Here is a 17,035-nt window from a genome sequence, read left to right on the forward strand (position 1 = left end):
AAAGGGCGCCTCAGGGCGCCCTTTCGTTTAATGCCGCGCGGTATCGCCGGTTTCGAGGTACCACTGGTATGTCTCTTCGAGACCCTTGCGCAGATCGACACTGGCGCGCCAGCCCATATCGGCGAGGCGGCTGACGTCCATCAGCTTGCGCATGGTGCCGTCGGGCTTTGACGTATCGAAGGACAGCTTGCCCTTGTAGCCGGTGACGTCCGCCACCATCGCGGCCAGATCACCGATCGAGATATCGACGCCGGTGCCGACGTTGATGTGGCTCAGCATCGGCTCGGTATTGGCCTCGTAGGTGTCCTTGTCGAGATCGAGCACGAAGAGCGACGCCTCGGCCATATCGTCGACGTGGAGGAACTCGCGCATCGGCTTGCCTGTGCCCCAGATCACGACCTCCTCTGTGCCGTTCTGGACGGCCTCATGGAAGCGGCGGATCAGGGCGGGGAGCACGTGGCTATTGGTCGGGTGGAAGTTATCGCCCGGCCCGTAAAGGTTCGTCGGCATGACCGAACGGTAGTCCGTCCCGTGCTGGCGGTTGTAGCTCTCGCACAGCTTGATGCCTGCGATTTTGGCCACCGCATAGGGCTCGTTCGTCGGCTCCAGCACGCCGGTCAGCAGGGCATCCTCGCGCATCGGCTGCGGCACCGCGCGCGGATAAATGCACGACGATCCCAGCTGCAACAGACGCGTCACGCCCGCGGCAAACGCCTGATGGATCACGTTACATTCGATCATCAGGTTGTCGTAGATGAAGTCCGCCGGATAGGTGTTATTCGCATGAATGCCGCCGACCCGCGCCGCCGCCAGAATGACGACGTCCGGCTTTTCGGTCAGCATGAAGTCACGCACCGCAACCTGATCCGTCAGATCCAGTTCGCTATGCGTACGCGTCACCAGCTCGATCGCCTCGCCGGCATCCTTGCGCGCCTTTAGACGGCGCAAAATCGCTCCGCCCACCATGCCGCGATGCCCTGCAACGTAGTATTTCATATGAAATGTTCCCAATGTCTGAAGAAGAGGTGCTGCTCATTTTGCAAATGCAGCTTTACGCTCCTAAACTTATGCTCGTACAAGTTTGTCGGCGCCGATTGTTGCATAATGCTCAAAACATAGTTCCACAAACTCATACGGCGTGACCGGCGATGAACTGTAGCGGGGAATGATGAAGTGCTCTTGCGCATAATCCAATCCCAATGCTTCAGATAAATATGAGAAGACTGGCCAGCTCCCTGCAAACGCAAGCTCGTCTTCCAATTCCGAATTTTGAAAGCTCGGGGTCACTCCGAATGCAACGGTTGCTATTTTTTCCGCATAGCGCGCAAGCAGGTTCGCTCGCGGGTGGTTGAAAACATGGAAACTATTGCGTTCTTTCACTTGGGAGATGAGTTCAGTCACAAAATGCACTGACACCCCCGCCTCCCGTTTCTGCAATTCCGCTATTGATGCGCTCCAGGTTTCCTGTGGTCTTATGCCAGCCCCACGGCGCATGAAAGCGACGCATTCATCAATGGATTTTCCATTCTTGAACGAATAGACAATCGTTCGACTGTGATAGGTCCCCATCGGTCCCGAAAGGCGTTTTCCAAGTGGGCCAAGGTAAGTACAATCTGGCGACAAACCATCGAAATGAAGGTTATGGATAAAGTGGACCGGCGTGCGCGACGTGATTTGGCTGAGGTGCTTGTAGGACACAGCGCCATATCGCTCTGAATGAAGCGGCTGAGCGACCACCACATCGAACTGACTGACGTCAATCGCGGCACACTCTTGAGCGGTTAATTTCCAAACTTCTTTAGCTGTCGTTTCGAGCCCGGAGATCATCCGAGCCAGCAGGTTAGCAAGCGGCGTGACTTGGCAATTTCCAACGACAAGTAGCTTCACAACTCTATCAAACTTTATGTAGCGATTTTTAGTAGACTCTGATTGTCCGCGTTACGGTATCTGAGCTGCGGCAAGGCGAAAGCACTCTATTGAGCGCTTTCGCTGCATATTTTCTTACGTAACCTCACCCGTTCTCGACGCTGACGGGCAGGTCGAGGCCGTGCTCTTTCAGGAGGCGGTAGCGGCGGGCGGTTTTGAGGTCTTCGGCGACCATTTCGGCACACATTTCCTGCGCGGTGATTTCCGGCACCCAGCCGAGCTTTTCCTTGGCCTTGGTCGGATCGCCCAACAGGGTGTCCACCTCGGCGGGGCGGAAGTAGCGCGGGTCGATGCGGACGATCACGTCGCCCACCTTGACCTCGGGAGCGTTGTCGCCGGTGACAGAAGCGACGGTCGCGATCTCGTCGACGCCGGTGCCCGAGAACTCCAGCTCGATGCCCAGCTCGCGCGCGGACCACGTGATGAACTCGCGGACCGAATACTGAACGCCGGTCGCGATGACGAAGTCGTCGGGCTGGTCCTGTTGCAGCATCATCCACTGCATCCGAACGTAGTCCTTGGCGTGGCCCCAGTCGCGCAGGCTGTCGATGTTGCCCATGTAGAGGCATTGCTCGAGGCCCTGAGCGATGTTTGCCATGCCGCGGGTGATCTTGCGGGTGACGAAGGTCTCGCCGCGGCGGGGGGACTCGTGATTGAACAGAATGCCGTTGCAGGCATACATGTTGTAGCTCTCGCGGTAGTTTACCGTGATCCAGTAGGCGTACATCTTGGCGACAGCGTAGGGCGAGCGCGGATAGAACGGGGTGGTCTCTTTCTGGGGGATTTCCTGCACGAGGCCGAAGAGCTCCGAGGTCGACGCCTGATAGAAGCGCGACTTCTTCTCCAGCCCGAGGAAACGGATCGCCTCAAGGATACGCAGCGCGCCGGTGGCGTCTACATCGGCGGTGTATTCCGGCGCCTCAAACGAGACCGCAACGTGGCTCTGCGCACCGAGGTTATAAACCTCGTCCGGCTGGATATCACCCAGCAGACGCGTCAGGTTCGAAGTGTCGGTCAGGTCGCCGTAATGCAGCTTGAAGTTCGCATTGTCGGTGTGCGGATCCTCATAAATATGGTCGATCCGCTGCGTGTTGAACGAGGACGCACGACGCTTGATGCCGTGAACCTCGTACCCCTTCTCCAAAAGGAACTCGGCCAGATAAGAGCCGTCCTGCCCGGTAACGCCCGTGATAAGTGCTTTTTTGGTCATGTCTATTTCTTCAATAAGTTCCTCTAATCGCTTGGCGATAAGAGAATATGTGCTTTCGGTCTGTTAGCTGAAAAAGCCCGCGAGCTTTGTGATGGCTTCGTGGCTGGCGCGGATGACGGCGTCGACGGTGTTTGAGCCGTTGTGCGAGCCGAAGATGCAGCGGTCCATGTCGCGGAGCGGGCTGTCGGCGGGGAGGGGTTCGACCTCGAAGACGTCGAGAGCGGCGGAGTGGACGTGACCGGATTGCAGGGCGGCGATCAGGGCGGCTTCGTCGATCAGCGGGCCGCGGGCCACGTTGACGATGCGGATGCCTTCTTTGCACTGCGCCAGCACGTCGGCGTTCAGCATGTGGAAGTTGTGCTGGTTGAGCGAGCAGGTGAAGACGAGGAAGTCGAGGGTCTCGACCTGCTCGGGCCATGCGGCGCGTTCGAGGCCGGCGATACCCGCGTCACCTTCGACGCCAGGATCGTAGGCCACGACGTTCATGCCGAGCGCCTGCATACGGGTGACGGTCTGGCGACCGATATCGCCGAGGCCGACGACACCCACGCGGCGACCGCCGAGGCTGATGCCGGCGGGCTTGGGCCAGTTGCCGGCGCGCACGCCGCGGTCGATGACGAAGAGCTCGCGCGCGAGGCCAATGACGAAGCCGGTAGCGACGTCTGCGACTTCGGTGCCGAACATCATCGGGGTATTAATGATCGGAATGCCGAGGTCCTTACAGGCTGCGAAGTCGACGTTGTCGACGCCGATGCCCCATTTGACGGCTGCGCTCAGGCGGCCGGTCTGGCCGGCTTCGAACACGGCGCGGGTCGCGGGGTCGTCGCCGATGATCCAGCCGTCATAGTTCGGGAGAAGTTCCGACAGTTCGTCCTCGGTCATGATCTGGGTGACGTTGGCGCGGTGCAGACGCAGGCCCTTTTCAGCGGCGAAGTCGACGAAACGGTCGAATTGGCCAAGCATCGGCGGGCAGGTTACGAGGACGTCTTTCATTGTGCGGCTACCGTCTGGTTCTGGAGGATCATGGCAATGGCTTCGGTCAGCGCCCAGTCTTCGGGCGTGTCGATATCGGCGGCTTCCATCTTGTTCATCTCGAACAGGATCGGCTTTTTACCGATACGGGCGTCGGTCGCCTCGAAGCTGTCTTTGGTGAATATAAAGAGGTTGGAATTTTCTTCGTACCACGGCTCCAGATCCTGCGTCTGGATCAGGTTGTCGGGGTCGTGGTTCACCGCGCTACCGTCGGCGCGGTAGAAACGGGTCTGGATCTTGTTCACGGTGAACAAAGAGTCCGCTGTGCCCGCTGCAACGCCGTTCTGGTAGGCGAGCATCGCGTTGCGGATCGTGGTTTCCGACAGCATCGGATTTGTGGTGTGCGTCATCAGATAGGTGTCCGCAGGAACAGCCGCGATGTCGTCTTCGAGGATGCGGTTCATCGATACCAGATCGCCGCAAAGCTCGGGCTTGCGGTCACGGATACGCACGCGGCCACCTTCAACGAGGCCGTTTTCCGCGAGGATGTGACGGGCGTCGGTGTTGATCACGACTTCATCAATGGTCTCGATCGCGAGCAGCGTGTCGAGGATCCATTTAAAAAGCGGCTTGCCGTGCAGCGGACGGAAGTTCTTGCCCTTAACCCTCTGACTGTTGGCTTTCATAGGGAGAAGTGCGACGCAGCGGCTTGAGCCATTCATCTTGATCTGCCTTCTTGGATACGTGTGGATAAAAGAAACGCTCTTTCGCCTGACGCGAAATCACTTTGTGTTCGTGGTTGCCTTTGTAGGAGCCGACAAACTGGTTCCAGCGGTAGCGGATCATGTCCGTTTTGCTGGTTGAGGTAATGCCATTGCGGCTCGCTGACCGCAGATCGCCCAGAGTGCTCACGGTAAAGAAACGGAGCACGTCGAAGCGCGAAAGCTGCACTTCGGGCATGATGGATTGCAGCGCGATCGCCTCGCGTTCGAAACGGCGGCGGACCTGCGCCCAGCTTTCCTGATGGTGGTGGAACACGGTCGCATCGGCGACATAGCCGACCTTGTGCCCTGCGATCACCATGCGCTTCGCCAGTTCCATGTCCTCGAGGCCCGTGAGTTCTTCGTCGAAACGGAACTCTGCCCAAGCAGCGCGGGACACGGCGGAATTGGCGTTGTTACAGAAGAAACCGTCCTGCGGAATAGCGGAGGTCTCGGGGAAATACTTCGCAAAAATCCGGCGCTCGGAGTAGTTGCTGTCGTCGTCGCCGATCTGGCGCCCATAGGTGTAGGACACGACGCCCTTGTCGAGCGGGTCGCAAAGGTTGAACAGCCAGTTATTGTCGGTCGGAATGCAGTGGCCCGAGATCATGACCAGCGCATCACCCTCGGCCGCCTCGCAACCGCGGTTCAGCGACCGCCCGAAGGAAAACTCCTGTTTGGTGATGGTGACGATCTTCGCGCCTTTGCGCTGCGCGATCTCGACGGTGCCATCGGTCGACCCGGAGTCGACCAGCACCACTTCAACCGCATGGCCACGCACATCCTGCTTGGCAATCATCTCCAGAAGGTCACCCAAATGGCGCGCTTCGTTCAGTGTTCTGATAACTATGCTGATCAGCACATTATAACCCTGTTTCGTCTACGATTTACGCACAAAATGAACGCGGATACTCGTGCTTCAATACGTCGATGCACATTTATAGTCTGAACGCCTTCGGGGCAACTCACCTTTGCTGCCATGCGGCATTCCGCCTAGACACCAATCGTTAACCAATTACTAATAATATATATTTGTGGATAGTCATTGATCCCTCCCAATTGCGCGCTATTGCGGAATGCCAAGGGCTCTCCGAATGTCGCGTATGGTATCTATGTCGTTGCTTCGTTGACCATTTTATGGTCTGAAACGATCAATCCGGTTGCAGAGAATAATATGACGACACAGATGCTATCCCCGAAAAACGCGCGTACTGCAGGCATTTTGATTCTGGGGACTGATGCTTTATTTGATCACATTCGCATGAATGTCGTATCCAAAAGCGATATCGATTATACGACTGATATCGGTGAAGCTTTCTCAGATAGCGCTGCAACAGTGGTCATTCCCCTCGAATCGCCGCTCGTGCACTTGCGTTCCGCCATTGCCGCTGGCACGTCTTCGCAGGATGCTCTGAAGGCGTGGACGGACGAGGCGAAAGCTGTCCTCGATGCCATCCGCCAGAACCGCCGCCGCGCGACGCTCGTCGATGCGTCCCTGCTTTCTGCGGGTGATCCGGAGCTGGTCGCGGCGCTGAGCGAACGCCTCGGCGTCGAGATGACAGGCGAGGGCGGAAATGGTCGTCTCTCTGCGGAAGAACTGATCCCGCTCGGCGCAATCCTCAAGTCTGACGCGACCGCGATGCAGATTGCTCAGGAACTGGAAGCCATGCACGTTGGCCCAGTCCAAATCCGCTTGCACCAACTGCTGACCGACGTCGATGCGAGCGAGACGCTGCTTCGAGGTATCGCCCGTCTGCAAGAACTGGAAGCCGAGCGGCCCTTGCTCACCGAAAACATGGAGCTTTCGAGCGCACGGTTGGCCGAATACGGTCAAGAACGCGAGCTTATGGTGGAAAATATCCAGCTTCTGAACGAAGCGCTGCAAAGCGCCGAAAGCCTCGCGTCGGATGGCGAAAAGCGCATTCAGACTTTCAAAAACGAAGTCGAGCGGCAACGTGCGCAGGCCAAGCTACTGGAAGTCGAGGTCAAGAGCCTCAAGCAACGCCTCGACGAAGCCAAGGCCGATAAGAAGCAACGCGAGGCTGTCCTGGCTGTCTCTCTGGCCGAGGTTGATCGCGCTCGCATCGACGCCGAAAACCGTCTGCGCGATGTCCACGCCTCGACATCTTGGTACGTGACCAAGCCGCTGCGCTTCATCCGCCGCCTGTTCGGCTAACTTCGTGCGCCGCCCCTTCCTGTTCATCGATGTGCAGCACGGGCTGTGCAACCGTCTGCGCGCGCTCGCCTCGGCGGAGGCTCTGGCGGAGCAGACAGGCCGCGAACTGGTCGTGATCTGGCGTACCGATGCGCATTGCGAAGCGCGGATCGGCGATCTGCTCGATTATTCTGGCATGGTGATCGAGACGGACGAGGCCACCGCGATCCGTCAATCCTGTGAGATCGAATACAACTATATGGAGGCGGAGGAGAATTCCTGTCACCTCGCTCCCGTTTTTACCGCCGATACAAATGAACGCGACCGCGACGTTTATCTTCGCTCGGCCTATTCGCTCGTCAGTCCGAAACTGTCATTCGACCTGGAGCAGGAAAAGCTGCGGGCAATGCGCCCGTCCCGCGCTGTTCTCGATCTGATGGAACCAATTCAGAAGCCGAATGATATGGCGGTCCATATCCGCATGGCGGGCGGTCAGGGGTTCGAGCACCTCGAATATGAATCGCCGAAAAATTGGCCGGCGCATCGGCACGAAGAATTACAGAAATGGCGGCAGCAAAGTAATCGCGAGAAATTCATCGCGCGAATTCGAGAATTGGAAAATGACAATTCCGTTAATTCCATTTTCCTCGCCGCTGATACACCCGAGACATATGCCGCGTTTGCCGATGAATTCGGAAATAAACTCGTGACAGTCGAGCGTACCCTTTACGACCGTTCCGCTATTCAGATCCAATATGCGCTGGCCGATCTATTGATGCTAACGACGGGTCGTCATTTCCTCGGCAGCCCGTGGAGTTCTTTCACCGACGTCGCTCAACGGCTCGCCGGTCCGGGGCGGCCGATGGAAGTCAGTGGTCTGGATTTCTAAAGCCGGAGCCTGAAAAGCGGTCCCATTTCTGCTCCGCTTCGACGATCCGCGAGTGCATGACAGGGCTGTCGAGCCACGCCCACGCATAGCTCGGACCTTGATCCTTTAGCCTCTCTTTGAGCGCCGCGTACACGTCATCGAACCCGTCCATACCTGACAGATAATGCGTTTCATTCATCTCCAGATCGCGGCCGATGGACTTTTCGATGCAGATCCAAAGCTCCGCCGCGCCCTCGATAAAACGGTGGCGCAGGGCGTCGGGCAACTCGGCGTGGGCGCGCAGGATAACGTCTGCAAAGCGGCTGATCGTCGGGCCGAAATCGCGCCAGCCTTCTTCGATCCCGCGGCGCAGAACGAGGCGGCAAACTTCCAGCACGCGGAACGCCGCAGTGCCGGTTTCGGGCGAGCGGTCCTGTTGCAGCAGACCGTGTGTGTCCAGCGTCGCGATTTCGGTGCAGTAGCGGCGGGCCAGTAGATCGAACCACAAATCACCGTGCCCGCCAAGGTGTTCGGGATGCCACAACCCATTGGAATCAAGGAAATCTCGGCGACAAACACGCGCGCGGCTCGTCGCCAGTTTTGTCGGCTCGCCGCGCGGCTGGTCGGGTTTTTTGCCCGTGATTTTAGTCGCGATGCGCTTCGCAATCCGTTCGGCCAGCGACGGCATCAGCAATTCGCGGGGCAGGGCGTCAGCAAAGGCGGAGCGACCCTCGCAAATCTCAGCCGCGCTGAGGCGCGCAAGGTTCAGGAGGGCGGCAAACAGGCCGTGATCGGGCAGGTCATCGGGCGACAACATCGCGATATAGCGCGCGTCCGAATGATGGCGGCCCGTGCCAAGCGCGGTGGCAAAGGTGTCATTACTGGCGGGGACAACGCTCAGGCCGCTAACGTCCTGCAATTCCAAAAGTTTTTCGGGATGATCGCTCACCACGATGACGTTGATATCGGTATCTATGACGCGCTCTGCGATGGTGCGCAGGCGGATCGCGGTCGCCTGACGCGCGGGCAGGATCACGTCGAGCCGATCCGCGCGGCCCGCCACATCGGCCTGCTTGCGCAGAGCGTGCTGAGGGCGGTGCGCGATGGGAACCCAAGCGGCCTTGCCGATGTCCTTGGCCAATGCGGCGGGCAGGTCGGACCACGCCTCCCCGATCAGCCAATCGGGCATGGCGGGCGCGAGGGCGCGCAGGATTCCGGCCTCGGCCTGCGGGGCGGTCATTTTCACGAGCGTCGGGTGCAGGCTTGCCAGCAAGTTCGCAGGCAGCGTCATGATTTGCGCGGGCTTGAAGTTTTCATCTTCGATATCGGAGGCTTCAAGGTATCCATCGTTGACCTTGTGCCGCCGAAACGCAGTGAGCGTCGTGCGGCTATCGGCGTTCGCAGCGGTGAGCGGCTCGCCCGCTTCCCCGTCCAAACCCCTGATCGCAAACGGTTTTGCGATGATGTTCGTCAGCTTGTGGCGCGCGATGTTTTTCAGCAGCGCCTGATAGGCGTCCGCATCGGGCTCGAAACACCAGATCGTCCACTGCGGATAGCGCAGTGCGAAAGGCACGGCGAACGCGCCGAAGCCCGCGCCGATGTCGACCGCAATACCCTCGGGCGGCAGGGTTTGCGAGGTCAGGAAGCGCTCGTAAATCGCCTTCACCCGCCAACGGCTGTCGCCAATAAGATGGGCGGACGGAGGGACGTCCAATTCGGGGCGGCGACCTGCAAAGGAAACGGTGACAGTCATAGCAAAGCCGCCATGTCGCGGGCGTAATTCACGCCAGGCACGCGGACGCCAAGCGCCAGAAGGTCTTCGCGTTTGAACTCGCTATACCTTTTGTCGAGCAACTGCGTCATGCTGGTCGCGGCTTCAAGGTACTGTTTTTTATAGGGATATCCGACGTTGTGTTCGCACCACTCAATCAGCTTCATGCACGAACTGAACACCGCACTGCGATAGAGCGGGGCATCCATCCAACGGACCCGCGCCGCGTGGTCGAGCGTCAGGCGGCTCACCGCGATTACATCGTAGCGGCGGAGACCAGCGGTCGACGTGATCTGCGAGCGCGCATAGCGTTTGTAGTAGGTGAAGGCGGGAAAATCGCTGATCGCGATCTTCTCGGCCGCGGCCAGCACGAGGGTGTGGAAGTACACGTCCTCAAAGAAATGCGTGTCGGGAAAGCTGATCCCGAAGGAGCGCAGCAACTCTGTCCGGATGACCTTGTTTGCAGACTGCGGTTCAATCAATTGCGCGAGCGACCAGACCACTTCCGCATTGGCATCGCTACGATTGAAAACGCCGCTCTTGTTTTTCTCGAACAATTTGTCGAAATGCTGATCGTCAAAGAATGGATGCGGATTTCCGCGCTGACCCATCAAAACGCCGCGGCAGAAAAGCACGTCCGGATTGTGCAATTGCAGCAATTCGACAATTGCGGCGAAGGACCAGTCGGGACGGCTATCGTCGGCATCGAGAAACGTGACGTATTCACCCTTCGCGTGCCGCAGCGCGGTATTGCGGGCAGAGGACAGCCCGTCATTCGATTGCCAGATAATCCGCACGCGCGGATCGTCGATTTGCGAAAGAAGCTGCGTCGTTTCCGCATCCGACCCGTCATTCACGATCAGATATTCGAAATCGGTAAAGCTCTGTCCCAATACCGAATTGATTGCCGTAAACAGCAATGGCCCGTCGTTATAGACGGTGGTGATGCAAGTCAGCTTCGGCATGCGGTGCGCGGTCTTCCCTTCGCGTTTCATTCAACCATTTCGGACTGATATCCGAAAGTAAATTCAACCTGAACGAATTTAATTGCGAAGTTAAACGGCGAAAGAAACGAGGCTCGGCAGGTCAGTCCGCAGACCATGCGCCGCACCGACCACAAAGAACTGCAGGTCATCGATCTGGATATGGAAATCGGCCTTCGGCATCCCGAACACAAGCGCCGCGTGACCCGGTTCGCCATAGGCGCGGTCACCGCCGAGGATCGTGTGCATCGCAACGTGCGTTGTGGTCTCCGGCGTCAGACGGATCGCGTCCTTGAAGCGCGTGTCGCGCATCTCGCCGCGCACCATGCGCAGGTGCGGCTGGAGCGTCGCGCCGGTCTTGGACGAGCCGCGCAGCGACACGCCGAGCACATCGCCTTTGGCCAGCTGCGCGTGACCCAGTTCCAGCCGTAGCACCACCCAACGCGGGCTGCCGGACACTTTCGCGTTCAGCGATGCGATCTCGTCATGGCCGGAATTGAAAGACAAATCCACCGTGCCTTGCTGCGAGTCCAGATCGCAGAACAGAGGACCATGCAAATTCGCATCACCCGAGGCTTTCCCATCAAACGATGCATCCCGCAAACCGCCGATAAGCGCACTGGCGGAGGTCTGGATCGGGTGGAGAAGAGATGCGGTCATCGGGGTATTCCTTATGCGTTTGCGCAGAAGCTAGCGGTTTGATGGGCCGAGTTGTAGATGTCTCATGGCTTAAGCTGATCGCTTACGATTGACCACATTTTCAAAATGCGATCTCACTTTGTCATTGTTTGGGAGAAGTTCCAGCGCCGCAGTGACTTCACTAGCTTTCAGATTTTCATAAATGTCCGATTTTTCATACTGATCCAGCAAGAGTTTTGTCGCCATCTTGGTAAGGAAAATACGAGCATTAGCTTCGAGTCGCGTTTCAGACTGTGCAATTTCTTTCATTTCATTGAGCAGAACTGCATCCTGCGGGAACGGAGACCGGATCAAGCGTTTTGCTAAGGCGTCTGCGGACCAGGCATCGGGGATGCCGATACGTTTGGCAGCTTTTACGATTGCGTCATCGTATCGGTTGGTTACTCCGATTTCACGGAGAAATAGCCATATCCCAAGAGCATAGCTATCATTTCCTTCATCGAACGCCAACTTCGCGCGTCTAGGAGTCAATTCCTCAGCCTCGTGACGACCGATCACGCTTTCTGCTGACTCTGTCAGTGCAACGTTTGCAATCTTGATCTCAAGCATAGTTGCTGTGTCGAAATGAAAATCGCTGAGTTGGAATTTCAGCTCCTTATGACGTCGAGAAAATTCATGAGCGATGTCTATAGTCGTCGGCACATGAGCTTTCAATTCGATGCTTCTATTTCGGCCTTCGAACGGCGTCCTCCCCTCGCGAGCGAATGCCGCGATCAAGTTTACATCGACATTGGCAGTCAGGCTCATCGATGCAACGAGGGTTCTATCTTCTGTCACACCCGGCCGAGTGAATTTTGCGCGAAGGACTGCTCCATGCGCATTTTCAAGTGCGAGGGCCCACCTGTCCACATCGACCTTTTCGAATCCACGTGTGACAATTTCATGCAACGATTTGGCATGTTGGGCTTTGTCAGAGAATGGATCGGGAAAATCTGACCAACAGTTTTCCGGCAAATACGGAAAGACGCTGCGGATGTCCCGTCGCTCAAAAGCATCAATCTTCGAGATTTTGCTCAAGTTAATGACGCTAGCTCCAGCTTCCGCTGCAACACTCTTTACACCATCCCAATTGGCTTGGTGGGTGTGAGCTTGTGGCAGTGAATAAACGTCGCCCTTGAGTTGGTATCCCGAGAAAAAGTAGTTTGGATTATAGGTCGGGTCTTGGTCGATGATGAGAAGTTTGCTCTCGGCTGGGGAAAGATTGAGAACGCCGAAACCACGTTCTTCGATTTCTTCAGGCGTCAGGAAGCGACTTTCGAGGATTTCCTCGACATAGGCACCTTCCATTCCTATGAGATAAATTTCGCGATAGCCAAGCTCTATCGCCTTTTTAAGGCTGAAGCTGCCAGTGGAGCTATGCGCAATGAGCTCCATACGGGGGCTGTCGGAAACTTTCCATGAGAAGAAGAATTTCTTTGTGGTGACTTTGGGATCGTCGAGCAAACGCGCAAAATTCTCGCGGTGGTGATAAACCACTTTGCGGTCAGCCAGAGCGTAGTAGGTTGGCCACCAGTTTTCTTTTTCAAAATACCGATATGCGGCGGTCGTTCCCCATGTATCCATGCCTTCCGGAAGTTTATCGAATCCGGCCTCGGCAAGAAGACGTGCCGAAGGACCATTGCCGATGATGAGCAAGCGGCGGTTCGACGCTTCGCTATCTTGACTACTGGATGCTTGCGGAAGTTTTACGGCAGGCTTTGCTTGTTTCAGGAACGACACAAGGGCGTCCCACGAATTCTCCTGAACATAAGTGTCGCGAGCAGTCAGTGCGGCTTTTTTTAAGTCACTTAGATTGGCCACTGCCGCGCGGATGCCGTCAGTCAGCGCTTTTCCGTCCTCTTCAACAACTTCGCCAAAGCCCAATTCGCGGACTTTGCCGGCCAACCAAGTATCATCAATCACAACGCTGGGGACGCCCAGTAGGAGCGAGTCAATGAGCAAGCCGGACGTCCGGTTCGAGAAGCGATCAGGAGTGTACGGCAGCGCGACAAGATCGGCACTAAGCAGCAGGTCGCGAAACTCGTCTTCGCTGAGGTAGCTGTCCATAATTTCCACGTGATCGCGGATTTGGTCGAAGAAGGCCTGACGTGATTTGTTCACGCTATCGGCGGGCGGGAATCGCACTCGCAAACGCAAGTCCTCTACGCCGCCTTCAATCAGTTGAAGCAGGGCTTCTTTGGTCAAATCAAAGCCTTTGCCACCGCGTAAGTTGCCTGGAAAAACGACTGTTTTGCGCCCGTCTTCACCGCCGCCTGCATTCAGCTTGCCGATCTCATCGTCGTGGAAAGTCGTTGTCGGGTGCGGCAACACTTCGGTTTTAACATCGAAGCCTTTACGCATCTCTTTCGCGAGTTCCGGAGACGGAACAATAAGGCGGATTTGCGGATTTGCCGACATTTTGGCAAGCCGCGGCTTCCAATAATTTTGGAGGCCATTGTCAGTCAGATCCAGCCACGAAAGATAGTAGAGGCTGATCGCGAAGGTGCATGAAGGATACTTATGTGCAAGGTTTTCCAACACTCCCGCTATCTCAAGTGACCCGCAGTACATGAAGAGCTGCGAAGGCACACTGTGGTCAAGGCTGGAAAGATAGCTATCCAATTCGGTCGCAAACGTATCTAGACCGGCGACTGCCTTGCCCGCAGACTTGGAATACAGAGTATTCGTGCGGCAGGAAAATACCTTAGCCATCTCGGGATGGGCTTCATACACTTTGGGCTCGGCGTCTATAGGTCCGGCGATCAAGTGTGGCTGGCCATTATTCCGTAGCGCTCTACCCAAGCGCGCTTCGTAGTTTAGGAAATGGCCAAAGAAGCTTTCGGCATCAGGGTTGACTGATATAAATCGCGTAGGTTTGGGCGGGGTCGTGAACTGCGGTGTCTGCAAGATCTTAATTTTTTCGATTCTGAGTTTTGGAGTCGGCATTGAGGTATCTTGGCACGCCGCGTGAATTTCGACCGAGACAAAGAAATCAGTGCTATGTGCAGGCGAGAGCAGAAATTCCAAGGGGATTTCAGTTTGCTCTAACGCTCGCAGCGTACGTTTCTGTTCAACGATCGAGTAGCCAAACGCTTTGCCGCCAAGTACCACGTCGCAATCGGTCTCGGCGGTGAGTGTGACAGCAAGCTTAACGTCCTGTTGATTTTTTCGATTTGGGCGTGTGCCAAAACGGAGCCGAACTTTACTATCATTGGCTACCGGCACCGCCAAAAAGCCATCTACGAAAGTATGAGGACCGGTGGTGGTGATATCTTTCAAAGTTGGAGCCACGCTCTCCTGCACACACTCTATAAAAGCATAGCGCTTCTGAAGTTCCGACTGATTGCGGCCGATCCACTCACCCCATGTGTCTTCCAGGTCAGCAGCTTCTTGTTTTTTCGAGGTGGCGACGAGTTCAAGAGGCGCTGAATTCGCAGGATATTGTAAAAATCGCAAGCCTGCCACTTCATGACGGATCGATGCTGATTTGTCTTTGATGGATAAAGTGATTTCCAGCGAAACGTCTTTTAGCGAAGCTGCATTAATCGAGATTAATCGCATCGTGACCGTTTGGGCCGAGCGCATAAGTTCAAACTCAAGAGTGGATTTCTCACCGCTCTCAAGTACACTAATCGCGTTCACGTGTTTGAAATCTAACGATGTTGGCAAGATAAAGTTGAGCTCTAAAATGCCGTTGTTACTAGGAGCAATGTTTCCGCCGATATGTACTTTAATTTCGTCGGGCCATTGTGCCTGACCTTCGTGTAGTGTGGCTTGCGCTTGGCCAAAGCCAAGGTTCTTCCAAGTCACGAACTTGGTAAGAGAGCCGACACTATTTACACGAATTTCCCGAACCGCTTCGTCACCTTCAGCATAAAAACTATTCAGATTGGCAAATTCGGTTTCCAGCCACCTGAGTGCTGGCTGCCCGTGGCACAGGTACATCGACACGTCGTCGCGGACTTCTTGCATAATATCGACAGTGCCTGCGGTCTCGGTTTCAATCTGTCCACTAATGTTGCGGATTACAGGCGTAAAAGTATAGCGCCACGCATATTTCCGCAGATTCACGCCGATCTGTTTCTGGATTTCCTGATAGTTGTGCATTCCGAGCGAGAACGCGACATCGTAGGCAACGCTATTAGATACGTTTTCAGCGAGCCATTTCAGCGTCCTTAAGAAGTCACCGTTCAGGTAATCCTGAAATTCACGATCTCCCGTGGCATAAATGGCGTTTCCATTAATATGAAATCCATTGACCGGGGCGGTCATTGTCGGACCATGATAGTTTGCACCGATGACCCAGGTTCCGGGCGGGCAGTCTGCGACTGCCCTTTCCAAAGCGTCAAGCCAGCCTGCACGAACGGGCACACAATCCGCTTCAAGCAGCAACGTATTTTCGTAGTCGCGACAGCAGGCCATCATCGATAGCCAGAAGATGTTGGGCCCCGACTTGTTACAAAAGAGGTTTAGAGAGTTGCCACGAACATAATAGTCGATCTTCGGATCGAGCTTGAGGAACGTCACGCGCAGTTTTTTGAAATACCGTGCCAGCCAAGGGAGCTGCTTGGCGCGCTCTCGAATTTTTTCTTCGATTTCGACGTCGGTTGCGCAAGACATGAACACATGAAGCGCGACACCACTGACAGCATTGAAAGACGGTACCAGCTTCGGATCAACCCAGGTTTGAAGGCGCTCGAGAAACCCGTCGAGCTCATGCGGCATGAGGGGGACGGCAATCGCCGACAGTCTCCTCAAACCGAGCGTCTCGTAGACATCTTCGTAAGGGAAGATGTTGAACCGACTGAGCAGCGAAGTACGGGAACCAACTGTGATTTCCACCTTCGCGCTTGATCTCGCAATGTCATCGCGCAAGGCTACAAAAGACTGAAGGTGAAGGTTGCCAGAGTGGATCTGCGGATTTGGAACCTGATACTTTTCATTGTTTTCTTGATAGTTATCAAAAAAGTAGTTCGGGTTGCGCTTCACATCACCCTTGATGGTGAGCTCGTGACCTTCTCCAGCTTCGGATTGGGACAAGCGCTCCACATAATTGCAGTCGATCCCAAGCAGACAAAGCTCATGAAAGCCTTTTTCGATACAGAATCTGGTCGCCAAAACGCCAGTGGTTTGCTTGTAGTTCGACATCGAAGAAACAGGGATTGCACCGGTTCGCGACATAAATTCATCTCGCGCCGTGATTTTCGGGTGGCCCCGTAGGTGCGGAAGTTCCTCGAAAATGGCCTCATGCAAGAAGAATTCGGAAATCGAGGGCTCATCGAGAAGCCGCTCGATTGCCTCTCTATGCTGCTTCACAACCACCGGATCCAGACACGCGTAGATATGGGGATAATTGCCAGTGCGGTCCCAATATTTGTAGGCCGCGTTCATGCCAAGCCATCGGCCAGTCGGCAGTGCGTCAAGGACTTGGGTGGAGAGTGATGGCCCATTGCCAACTACGTAAAAAGGAGCGCTTCGAAGGGGCATGGAGATCCGGAAAACCTTGGTTATTTGTGTCCCAGCTATAATAATAGGACAGTGTGTATTTTTGTAAATGCTTTCAAGCAATTAGATGGTACCTACAGCGCTGCTTATCTAAGCGGCCAAATCAGTGCCAAAATAACCTACGCTTTGGCCGAAAAGCATACCGTTTGCTGCAGTTGCAAAAGCCTTAGCGGTTTGAGGTACCGAATTCTAGAGAAGTATCCGAA

The 17,035-nt window shown here is 55.8% G+C and carries 12 protein-coding genes; 2 read left to right on the top strand and 10 right to left on the bottom strand.

Going from position 1 to position 17,035, the window contains the following annotated elements; translation table 11 throughout:
• Positions 1-27: 27 nt before the first annotated feature.
• The 6 genes from fcl to IF204_RS16560 form a co-directional block, all read right to left on the bottom strand.
• Entirely contained in the window at positions 28-996 is a 969-nt protein-coding gene (gene fcl, locus IF204_RS16535) for a GDP-L-fucose synthase (RefSeq protein ID WP_194098287.1), read from the bottom strand.
• Between the two features lie 69 nt (positions 997-1,065).
• Positions 1,066-1,887, bottom strand: a complete 822-nt coding sequence (locus IF204_RS16540) for a WcbI family polysaccharide biosynthesis putative acetyltransferase (RefSeq protein WP_194098288.1) — start codon at positions 1,885-1,887, stop codon at positions 1,066-1,068.
• A gap of 124 nt (positions 1,888-2,011) precedes the next feature.
• A complete protein-coding gene (gene gmd / locus IF204_RS16545; protein ID WP_194098289.1) occupies positions 2,012-3,136 on the bottom strand; it encodes a GDP-mannose 4,6-dehydratase in 1,125 nt (374 codons plus the stop codon).
• Positions 3,137-3,199: 63 nt separating this feature from the next.
• Positions 3,200-4,129 (bottom strand): phosphoglycerate dehydrogenase, encoded by a 930-nt coding sequence (locus IF204_RS16550; RefSeq protein ID WP_194098290.1) that lies wholly within the window; start codon positions 4,127-4,129, stop codon positions 3,200-3,202.
• Positions 4,126-4,794 carry an acylneuraminate cytidylyltransferase family protein gene (locus tag IF204_RS16555; RefSeq protein ID WP_194098291.1) on the bottom strand — a complete coding sequence of 223 codons (669 nt, stop codon included), beginning with the start codon at positions 4,792-4,794 and terminating at the stop codon, positions 4,126-4,128. Before IF204_RS16555 ends, IF204_RS16550 begins: the two co-directional genes overlap by 4 nt.
• A complete protein-coding gene (locus tag IF204_RS16560) occupies positions 4,769-5,731 on the bottom strand; it encodes a glycosyltransferase (protein ID WP_194098292.1) in 963 nt (320 codons plus the stop codon). Before IF204_RS16560 ends, IF204_RS16555 begins: the two co-directional genes overlap by 26 nt.
• 399 nt (positions 5,732-6,130) lie before the next feature.
• On the opposite strand from IF204_RS16560, the gene IF204_RS16565 reads away from it, so the two are divergent.
• Positions 6,131-7,045 (top strand): hypothetical protein, encoded by a 915-nt coding sequence (locus IF204_RS16565; protein WP_194098293.1) that lies wholly within the window; start codon positions 6,131-6,133, stop codon positions 7,043-7,045.
• Positions 7,046-7,049: 4 nt separating this feature from the next.
• A complete protein-coding gene (locus IF204_RS16570; RefSeq protein WP_194098294.1) occupies positions 7,050-7,913 on the top strand; it encodes an O-fucosyltransferase family protein in 864 nt (287 codons plus the stop codon).
• On the opposite strand, the gene IF204_RS16575 is transcribed toward IF204_RS16570, so the two are convergent.
• The 4 genes from IF204_RS16575 to IF204_RS16590 all read right to left on the bottom strand — a co-directional run bounded on the left by IF204_RS16575 (position 7,894) and on the right by IF204_RS16590 (position 16,715).
• Positions 7,894-9,645: an FkbM family methyltransferase gene (locus tag IF204_RS16575; protein WP_194098295.1), complete on the bottom strand. Its 1,752-nt coding sequence runs from the start codon at positions 9,643-9,645 to the stop codon at positions 7,894-7,896. The genes IF204_RS16570 and IF204_RS16575 overlap by 20 nt on opposite strands.
• On the bottom strand, positions 9,642-10,628 hold the full coding sequence (locus tag IF204_RS16580; protein WP_194098296.1) for a glycosyltransferase family 2 protein: 987 nt from the start codon (positions 10,626-10,628) through the stop codon (positions 9,642-9,644). Before IF204_RS16580 ends, IF204_RS16575 begins: the two co-directional genes overlap by 4 nt.
• Positions 10,629-10,718: 90 nt before the next feature.
• Positions 10,719-11,306, bottom strand: coding sequence for a hypothetical protein (locus tag IF204_RS16585; protein WP_194098297.1), 588 nt, complete (start codon positions 11,304-11,306; stop codon positions 10,719-10,721).
• 69 nt (positions 11,307-11,375) lie between these two features.
• Positions 11,376-16,715: a glycosyltransferase family protein gene (locus IF204_RS16590; protein WP_194098298.1), complete on the bottom strand. Its 5,340-nt coding sequence runs from the start codon at positions 16,713-16,715 to the stop codon at positions 11,376-11,378.
• Positions 16,716-17,035: the final 320 nt, after the last annotated feature.

Origin of the sequence: Marivivens aquimaris (genome assembly GCF_015220045.1) — a bacterium.
Lineage (GTDB): Bacteria > Pseudomonadota > Alphaproteobacteria > Rhodobacterales > Rhodobacteraceae > Marivivens > Marivivens aquimaris.